The 14,195-nt window shown below is 33.4% G+C and carries 17 protein-coding genes and 1 pseudogene; 10 read left to right on the forward strand and 8 right to left on the reverse strand.

Translation table 11 applies throughout. The annotated features are described in order from the left end of the window. Positions 1-95 precede the first annotated feature (95 nt). The 3 genes from NSQ40_RS09970 to NSQ40_RS09980 all read left to right on the forward strand — a co-directional run bounded on the left by NSQ40_RS09970 (position 96) and on the right by NSQ40_RS09980 (position 1,280). Positions 96-317 carry a hypothetical protein gene (locus tag NSQ40_RS09970; RefSeq protein ID WP_003196960.1) on the forward strand — a complete coding sequence of 74 codons (222 nt, stop codon included), beginning with the start codon at positions 96-98 and terminating at the stop codon, positions 315-317. Between the two features lie 98 nt (positions 318-415). Then, positions 416-592, forward strand: coding sequence for a spore germination protein (locus NSQ40_RS09975; RefSeq protein WP_003196961.1), 177 nt, complete (start codon positions 416-418; stop codon positions 590-592). Between the two features lie 238 nt (positions 593-830). After that, positions 831-1,280: a DUF6376 family protein gene (locus tag NSQ40_RS09980; protein ID WP_003206858.1), complete on the forward strand. Its 450-nt coding sequence runs from the start codon at positions 831-833 to the stop codon at positions 1,278-1,280. 75 nt (positions 1,281-1,355) lie between these two features. Here NSQ40_RS09980 and NSQ40_RS09985 read toward each other — a convergent pair whose 3' ends face one another. From NSQ40_RS09985 to NSQ40_RS09995, 3 genes are all read right to left on the reverse strand, one after another. Beyond that, complete coding sequence (locus tag NSQ40_RS09985; RefSeq protein WP_018765425.1) at positions 1,356-1,694, reverse strand: EamA family transporter; 339 nt, start codon at positions 1,692-1,694, stop codon at positions 1,356-1,358. Beyond that, complete coding sequence (locus NSQ40_RS09990) at positions 1,687-2,028, reverse strand: EamA family transporter (RefSeq protein ID WP_018765426.1); 342 nt, start codon at positions 2,026-2,028, stop codon at positions 1,687-1,689. The genes NSQ40_RS09985 and NSQ40_RS09990 overlap by 8 nt, the downstream gene beginning before the upstream one ends. 283 nt (positions 2,029-2,311) lie before the next feature. Next, positions 2,312-3,283, reverse strand: a complete 972-nt coding sequence (locus NSQ40_RS09995; protein ID WP_341286167.1) for a S66 family peptidase — start codon at positions 3,281-3,283, stop codon at positions 2,312-2,314. Positions 3,284-3,544: 261 nt separating this feature from the next. Between NSQ40_RS09995 and NSQ40_RS10000 the strand changes: the two genes are divergently transcribed. Further along, positions 3,545-4,528 carry a D-alanyl-D-alanine carboxypeptidase family protein gene (locus NSQ40_RS10000; protein WP_098610275.1) on the forward strand — a complete coding sequence of 328 codons (984 nt, stop codon included), beginning with the start codon at positions 3,545-3,547 and terminating at the stop codon, positions 4,526-4,528. A gap of 250 nt (positions 4,529-4,778) precedes the next feature. After that, positions 4,779-5,378: a nitroreductase family protein gene (locus tag NSQ40_RS10005; RefSeq protein ID WP_097786823.1), complete on the forward strand. Its 600-nt coding sequence runs from the start codon at positions 4,779-4,781 to the stop codon at positions 5,376-5,378. A gap of 243 nt (positions 5,379-5,621) precedes the next feature. Here the strand turns inward: NSQ40_RS10005 and NSQ40_RS10010 are convergent, their stop codons facing one another. Together NSQ40_RS10010 and NSQ40_RS10015 are read right to left on the reverse strand one after the other, a co-directional pair. Next, complete coding sequence (locus tag NSQ40_RS10010) at positions 5,622-5,804, reverse strand: hypothetical protein (RefSeq protein ID WP_018781367.1); 183 nt, start codon at positions 5,802-5,804, stop codon at positions 5,622-5,624. Between the two features lie 83 nt (positions 5,805-5,887). After that, entirely contained in the window at positions 5,888-6,661 is a 774-nt protein-coding gene (locus tag NSQ40_RS10015) for a sulfite exporter TauE/SafE family protein (RefSeq protein ID WP_097786822.1), read from the reverse strand. A gap of 178 nt (positions 6,662-6,839) precedes the next feature. Here NSQ40_RS10015 and NSQ40_RS10020 point away from each other — a divergent pair, with 178 nt between their 5' ends. Both NSQ40_RS10020 and entFM read left to right on the forward strand, forming a co-directional pair. Beyond that, on the forward strand, positions 6,840-7,622 hold the full coding sequence (locus tag NSQ40_RS10020) for a TrmB family transcriptional regulator (protein ID WP_097786821.1): 783 nt from the start codon (positions 6,840-6,842) through the stop codon (positions 7,620-7,622). 409 nt (positions 7,623-8,031) lie between these two features. Beyond that, entirely contained in the window at positions 8,032-9,348 is a 1,317-nt protein-coding gene (gene entFM, locus NSQ40_RS10025; RefSeq protein WP_006094561.1) for an enterotoxin EntFM, read from the forward strand. A gap of 75 nt (positions 9,349-9,423) precedes the next feature. Here entFM and NSQ40_RS10030 read toward each other — a convergent pair whose 3' ends face one another. Then, positions 9,424-10,182, reverse strand: coding sequence for an alpha/beta fold hydrolase (locus NSQ40_RS10030; RefSeq protein ID WP_003196982.1), 759 nt, complete (start codon positions 10,180-10,182; stop codon positions 9,424-9,426). 294 nt (positions 10,183-10,476) lie between these two features. Between NSQ40_RS10030 and NSQ40_RS10035 the strand changes: the two genes are divergently transcribed. The 3 genes and pseudogenes from NSQ40_RS10035 to NSQ40_RS10045 all read left to right on the forward strand — a co-directional run. Further along, on the forward strand, positions 10,477-11,058 hold the full coding sequence (locus NSQ40_RS10035; RefSeq protein ID WP_097786820.1) for an ATP-binding protein: 582 nt from the start codon (positions 10,477-10,479) through the stop codon (positions 11,056-11,058). Between the two features lie 188 nt (positions 11,059-11,246). After that, complete coding sequence (locus NSQ40_RS10040) at positions 11,247-11,966, forward strand: 3-ketoacyl-ACP reductase (RefSeq protein ID WP_016114516.1); 720 nt, start codon at positions 11,247-11,249, stop codon at positions 11,964-11,966. A gap of 436 nt (positions 11,967-12,402) precedes the next feature. After that, a pseudogene (locus NSQ40_RS10045) lies at positions 12,403-12,723 on the forward strand (DUF2935 domain-containing protein); the annotation flags it as partial. Between the two features lie 269 nt (positions 12,724-12,992). Here the strand turns inward: NSQ40_RS10045 and NSQ40_RS10050 are convergent. Both NSQ40_RS10050 and NSQ40_RS10055 read right to left on the reverse strand, forming a co-directional pair. Beyond that, positions 12,993-13,529, reverse strand: a complete 537-nt coding sequence (locus tag NSQ40_RS10050; protein ID WP_097786818.1) for a PCYCGC motif-containing (lipo)protein — start codon at positions 13,527-13,529, stop codon at positions 12,993-12,995. A 32-nt stretch (positions 13,530-13,561) separates the two neighbouring features. Further along, on the reverse strand, positions 13,562-14,146 hold the full coding sequence (locus NSQ40_RS10055) for an SCO family protein (protein WP_016114519.1): 585 nt from the start codon (positions 14,144-14,146) through the stop codon (positions 13,562-13,564). Between the last annotated feature and the right edge of the window lie 49 nt (positions 14,147-14,195).

Here is a 14,195-nt window from a genome sequence, read left to right on the forward strand (position 1 = left end):
ATGAAGAGTATCGTACTATTTGTAAATGGGTTTAGAACTCAGCAGGTAAAGGCAATACTGAGCCATATTAGGAACGTATGTGAAAGGATGATTGTATGTTTGAGGAAGAAGGCATAGTTTTAATTATGGAACCTGTGGATGAAAGAGATCTTAGGAAATTCATTTTGACTATACCTCAGTCAGTTTATAAGAAAAAAGAAATTTCCTTACAATATGGAGCGGCTATAGGGGAAGGATACACAAATATTATTGAGGAAATTATCGGTGTACATATAGAGTCGGAACTTGTAACAGTTATAGGATATGTAGGGAAGTAAACGTTAGTATAAAGGAATCGGCATACTTAATTGTATCTTAAGTATGTCTTTTTTCGGATGTATACAAATTTGAAATAGGCACTGCGACAAGTAAAGAAATGAAGGAGTTTTTGAAAAACTATGTACTAACGGTAGGTAGCATGAAAGAGTGTGATGTAGTAGAAGGTACGATTTCTGAATCGTTAACAGGTTATACCGTATTACTAATAGATGGAATGGGAGAAATACTACTATTAGAAACACAATTATGGAAATCAAGGAGTGTTAACAGCTAGAGAAAAATCAACAAATGAGCTTGTTGTATATGAAATTCGTTCCATGAAAACCCCCGTATGTTTTTCAAAATTGATTATGAAAAGGAAATTGAAAAGTCCAGCTAGAATATATAAGTTGAGGTAATGAAAATGGAAATGAAGTAGCTAGTATTCTAGAATGACAGTATAACGAAAGGGATAAGTGTTTATAAATATAGTAGAAGAAACAATAGGTTAGTATTCAGCTAGGAGGTAAAAAATGAAGTTGAAAAAGACGATATTACTTGTGTTTTTAATTACAATCGGTTTAATGGGCTGTTCTATGATTGAAGAGGGTAAGAATTCAATTGATTATGCTCAAAAGGCGACAGACTATGTTAATAAAGTGAGTGCGTTTGCAAATGAAGCGCCGGGGTTAGTAGAAAAAGCAATCAATGATAGTGCTGCTCGAAAAGAATTAGAGACTAAGCTCGGAGATATTCAAAAGGATATCCCAGCTTTTAATGAATTGACACCCCCGGATGTAGCGAAGGACATCCATCAGCAAATTGTTGGATATAACGAAAAATTAAATGCATTAATTGATACAACTATGAAAAAGATAGAAGAAGGGAAAATAGATGTAGAACAATTTAAAAACTCAGAGCTTATGAAGACAGTGCAACAAGTTCAAGATTTAAAAGATAAAGTTCAAAATTTAGGGCAGTAGAGAGGATATGAAAAAAGTCCGTTATTTATAACGGACTTTTTTAACGCGAGAATATTATAATAAGGCGTGTACTTGTTATTGGATAGAAAAAACGACGATCCCAATTATAATAATAATGTTACCAATGACTTTTCTTTTTGTTATTTTCTCTCCTAAGAAATACCAACCGAATACTAAAATAATGACATAGCTAAGAGATTCTAATACAGGAGCCTGTTTTAATGGAACACCTTTTAGTGCAATAACGTTTAGCCCAGCATTAATTACAAATAAAGAATAGCCGATAATAACATAAGGGTTGACATATTCTCTTAATTTGGAATCATATTCTTGTAGAGTTGCTTTTTTGAGTAAAATTTGTGAGTAATTTGCTAAAATAATACCGAAAATATATAACAATATATAATTATTCATCTTTCGTCACCACCACAATTCCAATCATAATGATAGCTGCACCGAGTAAATTGTTCCATTTTATCGTCTCACCTAAAAAGATAACGGACCATAACATGGACCATAATATGATGATCCCTCGGTGGGAATATGCTTTAGAAATTTCAAAATGTTTAATTACCTGTTGCCAAAGAATAGCATAGCCAAATAAAATTACAACAAGTCCAAAATAGGCGATGAAAAACGAAATGGATGAAACAGGGAATTTAGCTGCCCATTTCATATAAAGCAGGATGATAGAATATAGCAAGAAAGCTACATGTAAAAATACATAATTTTTCATAGTCGGTTTCATATATTCACTCTCTTTTAGATGTAAATACATTAATTTGAAAAGAATGCATTTCATCTATGTTTTCTTATTACATGGAATGTGGTTTGAAATGGTTTTTTGTTTTATAATGTGTATACTTTGTCTATCTCTTCACATTCCAAGGTATATAATACCATGAGTGATGTTGTAAAACAATATAAGGAAACGAGTGGCTTTTTAATATAGAAGTCACTCGTTTCCTTATATTCATTATGTAATTTCTATTTCATTATTAAAGTAAAGATATTCATAGAATCGTTAAACTTCATATTTGTTTTTTCCATTGCTCAATGATTCTTACTCTTTTATTGGTTGCATCCATCTCCACTTGTACACCAATTGGCATCGTCATCATCGGATGGGTATGGCAACAATCAAAGTCTGCTAGAAATGGAATGTTACGATTTTGGAGTACTTCTAATAATATTTCATAAGGTTTCCGATGTGTACCACAATCATCAAATTGCTCATGCTTTCCAAGAATGATTCCTGAAACTTTATCAAATACACCGTTAATTTTAAGTAATGAAAAACTTCTTTCAATGGTAGCTGCATCTTTGGAGCTATCTTCAATAAAGAGAATATCTCCTTCTTTAATACCAGGCATAAATGGGCTACCCCATATACCTTGTATTGTATTTAAGTTGCCACCAATTAGTCTTCCAGTTGTTTTTCCGCCATTTACACAAATCCACTCGTTTTTTCTTAGTTCTTTGTCCTTTGTTTTTTCTTCCCAGTTTATAAAGTCATCTGTCCAAAATAAAGGTTGCTTTACCTTGTAGGGAATTTCTTGTTCTTCCATTAAAGCTTCTGCAAAGTATGTATAAGTGGAATCCACAAAAGGCTCAAATTCACCAAAAGAAGGAACAAGTGCTGGTCCATAAAATGTAGTAATGCCTGTTTGTGCATAGATTCCAAGTAGTAAAGCTGTAGTGTCTGAATACCCAATCATAATTTTTGGATTTTCTTTCAATGCTTTGTAATCAATATAAGGTAAAAGAGAATTTGAATTCATCCCGCCAATTGTTGACATGATGCATGTAACATTCAGATTTCTAATTAATGCATTTAGTTCTTCAGCACGTTCTTGAATGCTTCCTGAACGATAAAAATCCTGCTTACCTGTAAGGTTACCTTCCAATATATGGATCCCTTTATCTTGTAAATATTTTTTAGCTCGATTAAATCTTTTGGGAGATGTATATGTTACAGGTGAAGAAGGAGAGTAAATGCCAATAGTATCTCCTTTTTTTTAAGGGATTAAGTAGTATCATTGTATCAAACCTTTCTTGTTTCGATTAGGAATTTAAGTAGTTTCAGGATTTAATATTTGAAAATTTATATTATTAAATTTTTGGTAGTATAACATATTCTTAACAAATAATCTTGAAAAAATAGTTATCGTAGATTATTTACTGTTTGACCTTGACGGTTTAAAGACATTGTTGTTATGGTTAAATTTGAAATTATAATAGGTAGAGTAAAAGGAGTTTTATTGATGAAAAGGTTAGGATGGGGAAGCGTAACAATACTCTGTGCTATTATTTTAGGTTCATGTTGGTTCTTTTTCCAAGGGAGTATTCTAGAGAAGAATGGTATTAATGTTTCCAAAGCAAAAGAAAAAATGACAATAGATGGTCCGCCCCTACAAGTAGCAGAGTTACCAAAAACAGGATTAACTGAAAAGATGATCCCACAAAAATATGTACCAGTAGTTGAAGCGAAAGCAGCAATGATCATTGATGCAAGTAATGGGCAAGTCATGTATAAAAACAATGAAGAAGAGCTACTTGCCCCGGCGAGTATGTCAAAGATGATGACAGCATATATTCTTTTAGAAAACATACATAAAGGAAAGGTCCATTGGGAAGATCAAGTGACAATAAGTGCGAAATCGGCACAAGCAGAAGGTGCGAGAATTCCGGTACAAACGGGGGATGTATTAACGGTTAAAGACCTATACCATGCGTTAATGATCCAATCGGCCAACAATTCTGCAGTTGCTTTAGCGGAACATATAGCAAAAACTGAGCAAGATTTTGCCCATCTTATGAATCAAACAGCGAAACAACTGGAGTTATCAGAAGCAACCAAGTTTGTAAATGCTTCTGGATTGCAAGAGCCTGATGGAAGTGAAACGAAGATGACTGTAGCTGATGTAGCGAAGTTAGCGTATCACCTTGTAACAGATTACCCGGAGATATTAGATGTTACACATTTACGTCAAAGTCAGTTAGCATTTAAAAGCACGATGGTTACGAGTACGAATGAAATGTTGAATCCGGCCAACCAAGGACTTTACTTAGAAGGAATGGATGGACTGAAAACAGGCTTCACTGATAGTGCGGGTTATTGCTTTACTGGGACTGCCAAACAAGGTGATAAGCGACTTGTAACAGTTGTTATGGGTACGAAGAGCCAAATGAAACGTTTTACAGAAACGCATAAACTAATGTCCTATGGTTTCGAGAGTGTTAAGTAGGTGAAGGATCTATTATGAAAGAAGACGGCTTGTTTAAAACTCGGATTGAGTGGAAAATAAGCTGTTTTTTTATTTTAAGGGAATATAAAAGGTATCAAAAACAAAAACTAAAAAGTATGAGTGCTATTGTTTGAAAATGTTTTTCTATGTAGATATAATAAAGTTATAAACTTATTATTAATAAGTTTAGGACGGGATATACCATAATACAGATTAGTAAGCCTCAAAATAAAAATTGGAGGGAATTAGTATGGCAAAAGATTTTTATTCAGCAATTGAAGACAGAAGATCAATTTATGCAATTAGTAAAGAGCAAGTTGTTTCTGATGAGAAAATTCAAGAAGTAGTGAATCATGCCGTAAAGTATACACCTTCATCTTTTAATTCTCAGAGTGCAAGGGTTGTTGTGTTATTAGGAGAACAACATGATAAACTATGGGATATTACGAAAGAAACATTACGAAAAATTGTACCAGAAAATAATTTTGCACCAACCGAAGAAAAAATGAACGCATTTAAAAGTGGCTATGGAACAGTTTTATATTTTGAAGACAGAAAAGTAATAGAAGATCTTCAAGAAAAGTTTGCATTATATAAAGACAATTTCCCGACTTGGTCCCAGCAATCATCAGGAATGCTACAGTTTGTGATTTGGACAGCATTAGAAATTGAAGGGTTTGGTGCAACGCTGCAACATTATAACCCATTAATTGATGAAGAAGTAAGAAAAGAATGGGATATTCCAGAGACTTGGAAGCTGATCGCTCAAATGCCATTTGGTAAGCCAGTTGCGCCAGCAGGTGAAAAAGAATTTCAGCCGTTAGAAACTCGTGTGAAATTTCATAAATAAAATGGGAAAAGGATTGCCTATATAGGTAATCCTTTTTTGTTTTGTACGAGACCAATAAAAGATTTTTAAAATCTTGTGACTTCTAGTCATTAGAAGTTCAATGTAAGGTATCATTATGGGCATGGAATGACAGATAGCGAAATCCATCATGTGACGCAGTGGTTTCAAAATAAATGAAACAGACAAACAGGGAATGCGGTTATTAGCAATTCCCTGTTTGTGCGATAAATTATTAAAAAATAATTATAATTTATAAGGATTCTTATGATTTAAATTATTACTTTGATTTTCAATAGTAACTTTTAATTCGGATTTTTTTGTTTCAATGGTTGGGATTTTTCTGAACGTTACCAAAGATAGCGTACGAACCAATGCATAGTGAAAATCGATATAATGCTTCGAACCATTATCAATAATTTGTTCCATGGATAATACTCCTCCTCCTAATTATTTGAACTATATTGGTTATTTTAACAATATAAGCATAAAGATTCCAAATAATCAGGTCTTCAATCAAAAAAGCCTAAATAATCTAAAATATTTTTGCTGATAAGGAGTAACGTTACAATGATAAATAAAATTCGTACGTAAGATACTCCTTTTTTTATAGCGAAATTTGAGCCTACGAAAGCCCCGAAAATCATTGCAACTCCCATTGGAAGTCCATATGCAAAATTAACAACATCTAAATAAAGAAAAATGATAAGTGCAGCGATGTTACTACCAAAATTTAAAACTTTGGCATTTCCAGCTGATTGCACAAAATCAAATCCAATGATCAAAAATGTAAATAACAAAAATGATCCTGTTCCTGCCCCGAAAAATCCATCATAAAATCCAATGATAAAAATAACAGAAGAGAAGATAACTCTTTTTTTTACACTCATTCCATTATAACTTGCATCTTTTCCCCACTCTTTTTTCATAATCGTATAAATCGCAACGGCAATTAATAGAACAAGTACTAATGGTTTTAATATTTCAGATGAAATGTGTTTGACTACAAAGGCGCCAAGTATAGCCCCGATAAAAGTTAAAGGGAATAGCTTAGAGACCAATTTGAAATTCACATTTCCAGATCGAATAAATGAAATGGTACTCATAAGTGATCCCATTGAGCTTGCCAGTTTATTAGTTGCAATAGCTGTTGAAGGTGGGAGGCCGGTGAATAATAAAGCTGGTATAGAAATTAATCCACCGCCACCTACAACAGAATCGATAAAGGCAGCTAAAAAACCTGAAGCAATTAAAAAAAACATTGTATAAAGATTGATGTCCTCCATATGTATTTCCCCCATCCTAGAATAGTCACTACTAAGATAGTATCTGTTTAATTGCTTTGTGTAAATGAAAATTTGATAATGCCTCTTTAATATTTACTCCAACCACTTTTGTGTTTACTATTAAAGTAATAATTACTGTCAATGTTGCGGCAAGTACAAAATATGCGGGAGGCTTACAATGGAAGATTTACTACAAAAAATTCAAATGCTTGGCTTAAATCAATATGAAACAAAAGCCTATATTTCATTAGTTCAACAAGGAGCTTCTAGTGCTTATCAAGTTAGCAAAAATTCTGGAGTCCCTCGTGCACGTATATATGAAATATTGAATACCCTTGAACAAAAAGGCATTGTAATGAAGGAAGAAATAAATGAAGCAGTACAATATTCTCCTTTACCTGTAGATGTGTTTTTAGAGGCAGTAAGAGAGAAATGGGAAGAGACATACACGTATGTAGAAAAAGAATTAAAAGTATTTGAAAAAAAAGAACCTGAGGTGGATCCGAGAGTAACCACTTTGAAAGGTGAAGAAAATATACTAGCTTTCTGCAGAATATTAATTCGAAGAGCAAAAAAAAAGATTATTTTGTCAATTTGGGATACTATGTATAAAAAACTATTAGTAGACTTAAAAGAAAAAGAAAGAGAATGTAGTTTAAAGGGTATTGTCTTTGAAGTTGACGATCCGTTGCAAGGATTAGAAATTCATAGAAAAACAAGTTACGTTAATAATATTGGAAGTCATAAATGGTTTATCTTATCAATTGATGGAAAAGAAATGGTATATGGTCACTCGATAGAACAAAAAGGAAATGCTTTTTATACAGATGATCCTGTTCATATATATTTACTAGAAAATTATATATGGCATGATATATTAGTAAATCGTTTAGTAAGGGATAGCGATCAAAACATGGATTCTTGGATTGCTCCAGAACGAGAAAAGTTCTTTTTCATATAAATATAATTTTTTAGGATACTATATAGTTGATAAATGGCGGAATTTTTGTAATGATAAGAAGGTGACTCATGAAAAGAACTATTTTGTAAGACCAGTAGAAAAACCAATTGTTTACTTAGATATCATGATTTTATTAGTGGAGTAAGTAAAGAATGGATACTACTAGAAGCTTTGATTCGTTTTGTAATAGAAAAAATTAAATGTTTTATTACGAAAACGCTGTATATGAAGCTGGAATTCACATGAAGTTCACATGAAGTTCACATTGGTAATTTAAAATAGTTGACGTGTGAAAAAGAAAGCCCTTGTATAAAAATGGAATTTAACATGAAATCATTTCCAATGTTTTGGTAGGATATTAAAATCATTTTTTTAAGAGGGTAGTAGGGAAAGGGAGTTAATACAACTTATGAAAAAAGTACTAGCAGGTTTAGCAGCAGCTTCTGTAGCCGGCGCAGTAGTTCCTGGAATGGATGCTGCTCACGCACAAGTTTCAACAGACGCGCTAAAAGAAATCGATGGACAAACACAAAAACAAACACAAACAGTTGATCCGAAAGTAACTGAAACACAAACAGTAGAGAAAAAATCTGACATTAAATACACAGTAACAGCTGATGTATTGAATGTACGTACAGGTCCTGGTACAGGAAATGATATTATTTCTAAAGTACAAGAAGGACAAGTTCTACAAGTAACTGGTGAAGAAAATGGTTGGTTTAAAGTAAATGTAAACGGTAAAACTGGCTATGTAAGCAGTGATTTTGTAACAACTGGTGAGAAAACAGGAACTGCTGTTCAACAAGGAACAGGTAACTATACGGTAAACGTTTCTTCACTTAATGTACGTACAGGTCCTAGTGCTTCTCATACAGTTGTAGGTACTGTAGGCAAAGGACAAACTGTACAAGTTGTCGGTGAAGTACAAGACTGGTTTAAAATTAACCACAACGGCGGAACTGGCTATGTAAGTAAAGACTTTGTAACAAAAGGCGGTACAACTACAAATGTAAGTACGGAAACAGAAAAGCCAAACAACAATGAAATGACAATCCGAAAAGACGGCTCATATGTTGTTGATACAGGAGCTTTACGTGTACGTACAGGCCCGGCTACATATAATGCTGTAATTGGTGGCGTAGTACAAGGCCAAACATTACAAGTTATTGGTGGAGAAAACGGTTGGTATAAAATTAACCACCAAGGAAGAACTGGCTATGTAAGTGCAGACCATGTTAAGTTTGTAAAAGGTGGTACAGCAAATGTAACTACGCCTTCTCGTCCAGCTACTGGCGGTGAGCAAGGAAATACACAAACAGAAAAACCACAAACAGAAAAACCGACAACACCATCTGCTAATGGCTCATCAATTGTGTCTATTGCACAATCGCTAAATGGTTCACCATATGTATATGGTGGTACAACACCATCTGGTTTTGACTGCAGTGGCTACGTTTACTACGTATTAAATAAAGCAGGTCATTCTGGTGGACGTCAAACTGTTGCTGGCTACTGGAGCAGCAAGACGCATACTAGTAATCCACAACCAGGTGATTTAGTATACTTTAAAGATACTACTGGTGCTGGTGCAGGTATGACTCATATGGGTATTTACTTAGGAAATGGTCAGTTCATCAGTGCAGAAACTGAAAAAACTGGTGTAAGAATTAGCTCGGTAAATAACTCTTACTGGAGTAAGCATCTAGCAGGTTACACAAAAGCATAATAAGAACCGTATTCTTACATATTATAAGAAAAAGCTTTCTAGGAAACTAGAAAGCTTTTTCTGTTTTAGATGTCTTTATGCGTCCAGTAAAAATTTGGAATATAAATCATGGAAGTAGCTAGGACGGAATAAGTTTGCTGCATGGCCGGCTAGTGGGATTTCTTTATATAAAACGTTTGGAAGAATGGATTTTAAATCAAATAAACAGGATTTATAGAGATGATCGTGTTCACCCATTACCCATAGAATAGGTTGTGATAGTTCTCGTAGTCGAGATTTTAAATCGAATTCTAGACGGTGTTTGAGCGATTCGACAATAATCGATGAATGCAATTGTAATCCAAACCGATAATAAATGTTTTTTGAAATAACCGCAAAAGGACTTGCTTTTAGTATACCACTTGGGAAAATTGTACTCGCATATTGATAAAGCCAAGTGGAATATTCATTTTCACGGTTGTCCCAAAACTTTCGAAAGACGTTATATAAAAGGGAGGGATTATTGTAATGACCTCCAATATGACAAAGACTTAATACTTTCTCTGGATATTTGTGAGCGAATATAGTGGCAATGTAACAGCCATAGCTTAGGGCACAAATATGAGCTTGCTGAATACCTTCTTTCTCATACAGGTCTGATAATTGCTGTACTAATCGATCTAAAGAAAAGTCTATTGCTTGCCCTTTGTCTTCACCATGACCTAGTAAATCATACGTTATAATATTGTAAGAAGGAGAAAATCGTTTATATTCTTTTTTGAAGGCACGACGATTTCCGACTAATCCATGAATGAATATAATGGTCTTCTTTTCAGAATTCTTTTTTGCTTGCACGGTATACCCCTTTCGGTGAATGAAGATTAGTGAGATGCGTATGCTATGAAAATATATATTTTTATAGTTATATATGGGTAATCATTCTAAATTCTTTTTGCGTAGACTATAGAATGGTAATTTTTTATTTTTTTTTATTTTTTTTTATTTTTTATTAAGTACCAGGTAATAATATCAGATGATTATATCTGTTGTAAAGATAAGATTAGATGTGTTTTATTACCAAATCAGTAGATTAATCGTTTGACTGTTTACATTCATATCGTATTCTAATTTTAGAAATAACCGTTTGGTTTGAAAGAAGGCAAGGTTCAAGCTTTAATTACATCAGTTATGTCATTTGTTTTAATGGCGTTACTTGTCATTATTGTAGGATATGGTGGAATGCGAGTTTCTAGTGGAGCATTAACAATTGGAGAACTTGTGACATTTATTTTATATTTAATGCAAATTGTTATGCCAATGAGTCAACTTTCTATGTTCTTTACACAATTCCAAAAGGCAATTGGCGCAACGGAACGCATTAATACAATTTTAGAATATGAAGTGGAACATCATATAGAAGGTAAAAATGTGGATTTTGAATATAAAGAGGAAGAGAAAGTACTACAAAATATTCAATTTACGATTGAATCAAGAAAAGTGACTGCAATTGTAGGTCCAAGTGGTAGTGGGAAAACGACATTGTTTTCTTTATTAGAACGTTTTTATAAAGCTGATTCATCACGAAATCGTGCACATGGAGGTAGTGGTTTAGGATTGGCAATTGTGAAGAAAGTGATTGATCTTCATAAGGGAGAGACCCGGATAGAGAGTGTAGTTGGAAAGGGAACGGAATTTATCGTTTTGATTCCTGGGAGTAAACATAGCACTTGAAAATAGAGAAGTGGGGGCAGAGGAAACTGTCTTTTACTTCTCTATTTGTTTAGTAAGAAATAAAAAAAATTTATAGGTTACCTAGAAGTAACCTACGCACATCAAAGTGCATAATTGCATTTAGGATGATATACATATAGAATTCATGGTATGAAAAAGCAACTTAGAATGATTGAGGAGTGTTATATTTGGCAGAATTATTACAAGGAAAAAATGCATTAATTACAGGAGCAGGAAGAGGAATTGGCCGTGCTGTGGCAATTGCTTTAGCAAAAGAAGGTGTGAACGTTGGTCTTTTAGCACGCTCAGAAGAAAACTTAAAAGCAGTTGCGAAGGAAGTAGAAGCAGAAGGTGTAAAAGCTGTTATTGCTACTGCTGATGTATCTTCATATGAAGAAGTTACTACTGCTATTGAAACATTAAAAAAAGGATTAGGTTCTATTGATATTTTAATTAATAATGCGGGTATTTCTAAGTTTGGCAAATTCTTAGAATTAGATGTTGCTGATTGGGAAAAAATCATCCAAGTAAACTTAATGGGTGTATATTACGCAACTCGCGCAGCGCTACCAAGCATGATTGAACAACAGTCTGGTGACATTATTAATATTTCATCAACAGCAGGACAAAAAGGTGCACCAGTAACAAGTGCATACAGTGCTTCTAAATTTGGTGTTCTTGGTTTAACAGAATCGTTAGCAATGGAAGTACGTAAACACAACATTCGTGTAACAGCTTTAACACCAAGTACTGTTGCAACTGATATGGCGGTAGAATTAGGATTAACAGATGGTAACCCTGAGAAAGTCATGCAAGCAGAAGATATCGCTGAGTTTATCGTAGCGCAGCTGAAATTAAATAAACGTACATTTATTAAATCTGCAGGACTTTGGTCTACTAATCCGTAAGAAGTTGTATATGAATAAAAAAGATTTGTTTTAAAGCCAAATCCTTTTTATTTATTTCTTTTTAATTCTGAATTTTACGAATTGTAATGAGGGATGAAAGTTATTGAAGGATTATCCTATACAATTCGAAGGGAATTTACGTGAATAATATTGATAAATGGAAAGCTGTTGATCATTTTATTACGGATTTACTTATACCAACTGATTCTATTCTTGAAGAGGTACTTCTGTATAATTACAACAAAGTCGTGGATTATACAAGAAGGTTGTAGAATATACAACATAGTTATGGACTTTACAACAAAGTTGTAAATTGAAGAATACAATTGATAAATTATATAGATAAAAAGCATGGCTATTTTTAAGTCATGCTTTTATCTTGTTAATGAGTTACTTGCAATGTATACTACTTGCAATGTATACTACCTGTAATTAATCAGAAAGAGATTTGGTTCGTACTGCTTTATAATTTGGTGATGATTTTGAAGTTCTTCTCAGTCAAGCTAGGGATGTTGAATCAATGTTGTATCAGAAACAACCAACATACCCAATTATTTCGAAAATGAATAAAGATAGTGAAAATGCTACTATTGAGTTAAAAAAATTTAAAAAGACAGGACTGGAACTTATTCAAACATATCAAATTAAAAATGTAATTAATCCGCTATTAGCTGATCATGTGACAAGGGAAGCGGAGCACTTTCTCTTTATGATTCATGTTTTGGAACAACGATTAAAACAAAAACAAATCGAAAGATTTTTGAGTCTACATAGTTGTAAAGAAGGAGTGTCCATAATAAAAATCTGTATAAACATAGGATATGAATTTTTAAAATTTTATTTTAAAGCTAATGTACCATTTTCTTGTAATGCAACACCAAACCAGACTTACTAATATCCTTTTTATTAGACTATATGTGGGAAAATTATTACTTAAAGAAAGAAACATTTGATTACTAAACTAAACAGCTATCGGTATATCGATAGCTGTTTAGTTTAGTAATAGATATTGTTATAGTGTAGACATTATGCACTTGGCATAGGAGTTGGAGTTGGTTTTGCATATCCTTCTTTATATTGGTTGTCAATGTATTGACGAATTTCAAGTGTAGACATTCCATTTTTCTTTAGTGAGACAGATTGCAGAGCAATGTCTAAACAATTGGCACATGTTGTCGCATGAGAGTCCCAGACGATTTCACCACTTTCTTTCACTTCACGAACAAAGCAATTTTTGTTGCTCTTATGACCAACGCTTTCTCCACATCCACAATAACAAGGAATCCATTCTAATAATTCATGATCTTCTCCTGCCATTTGATAAATTTTTTGCATCTGTTCAGGCTTCGTAGATAGGAATGAAGGGAGAGTATCAGCTCCCTTTGTTGTTTCTGTAATATCAGTTACGGTATGGTCATCTCCCATGGTATGTTTCTGAGTACTTTTTTGTGTTTCTTTTGGTTCTGAGGAAGATTTTTTCTCTTCATTTGAACTGCATCCTGCTAAAGCAATTAGAATAGACAAGCAGATTAATAGTAGGATAGAAAAAAGTGGTCTTTTCATATTTGTTCGCTCCTTAATTTTTATTTTGTAAATTAACGAATGGTTTTAATATCCTGAATAATTTCTTTATATGGTGTGTTTGTAAGAGCTGAGTAGCTCTTTACGACAATTCCATTCTTATCTACAAGATAAAGTTTTGTCCCATGAATGACTTGTGTTGTGCTTGCTGGTTTATCTACAAATGCTTGGAAGCTATTTTTAGCAAAAGAGGTGATTTCTTCTTGTGTATAATTGGTTAGAAAGTGCCATTTGGAAACATCGGTATCATAGCGTTCCATAAATTCTTTTAGTTTTTCTGGTTTGTCCACAGTAGGGTCTACACTGAATGAAACAAATTCTACATCATTGATTCCTTCTTCTTTCAACATGTTTTTAAGTTTTGTCATATTGGCTGTCATAGGTGGACAAACGGTTTCACAACTTGTGAAAATAAAGTCTGCGACCCATACTTTCCCTTTTAGGTCCGATAGCCCAAAAGGTTTTCCGTTTTGATCGGTATACGAAAACTTCTCTACTTTCCAGTCCAATGAGTCCTTCAATTTTGGTTCACCACATGCACTTAAAAATACAATCATGCTGACAATCATCAGTAATCTTATAGTACGAACTTTTTTCATATGTATCCCCTTTCATTTCTTTATTATGTATAAGGAGGCTATGTGATAG

This window comes from Bacillus sp. FSL K6-6038, assembly GCF_038050455.1.
GTDB classification, from domain to species: Bacteria; Bacillota; Bacilli; order Bacillales; family Bacillaceae_G; genus Bacillus_A; species Bacillus_A pseudomycoides.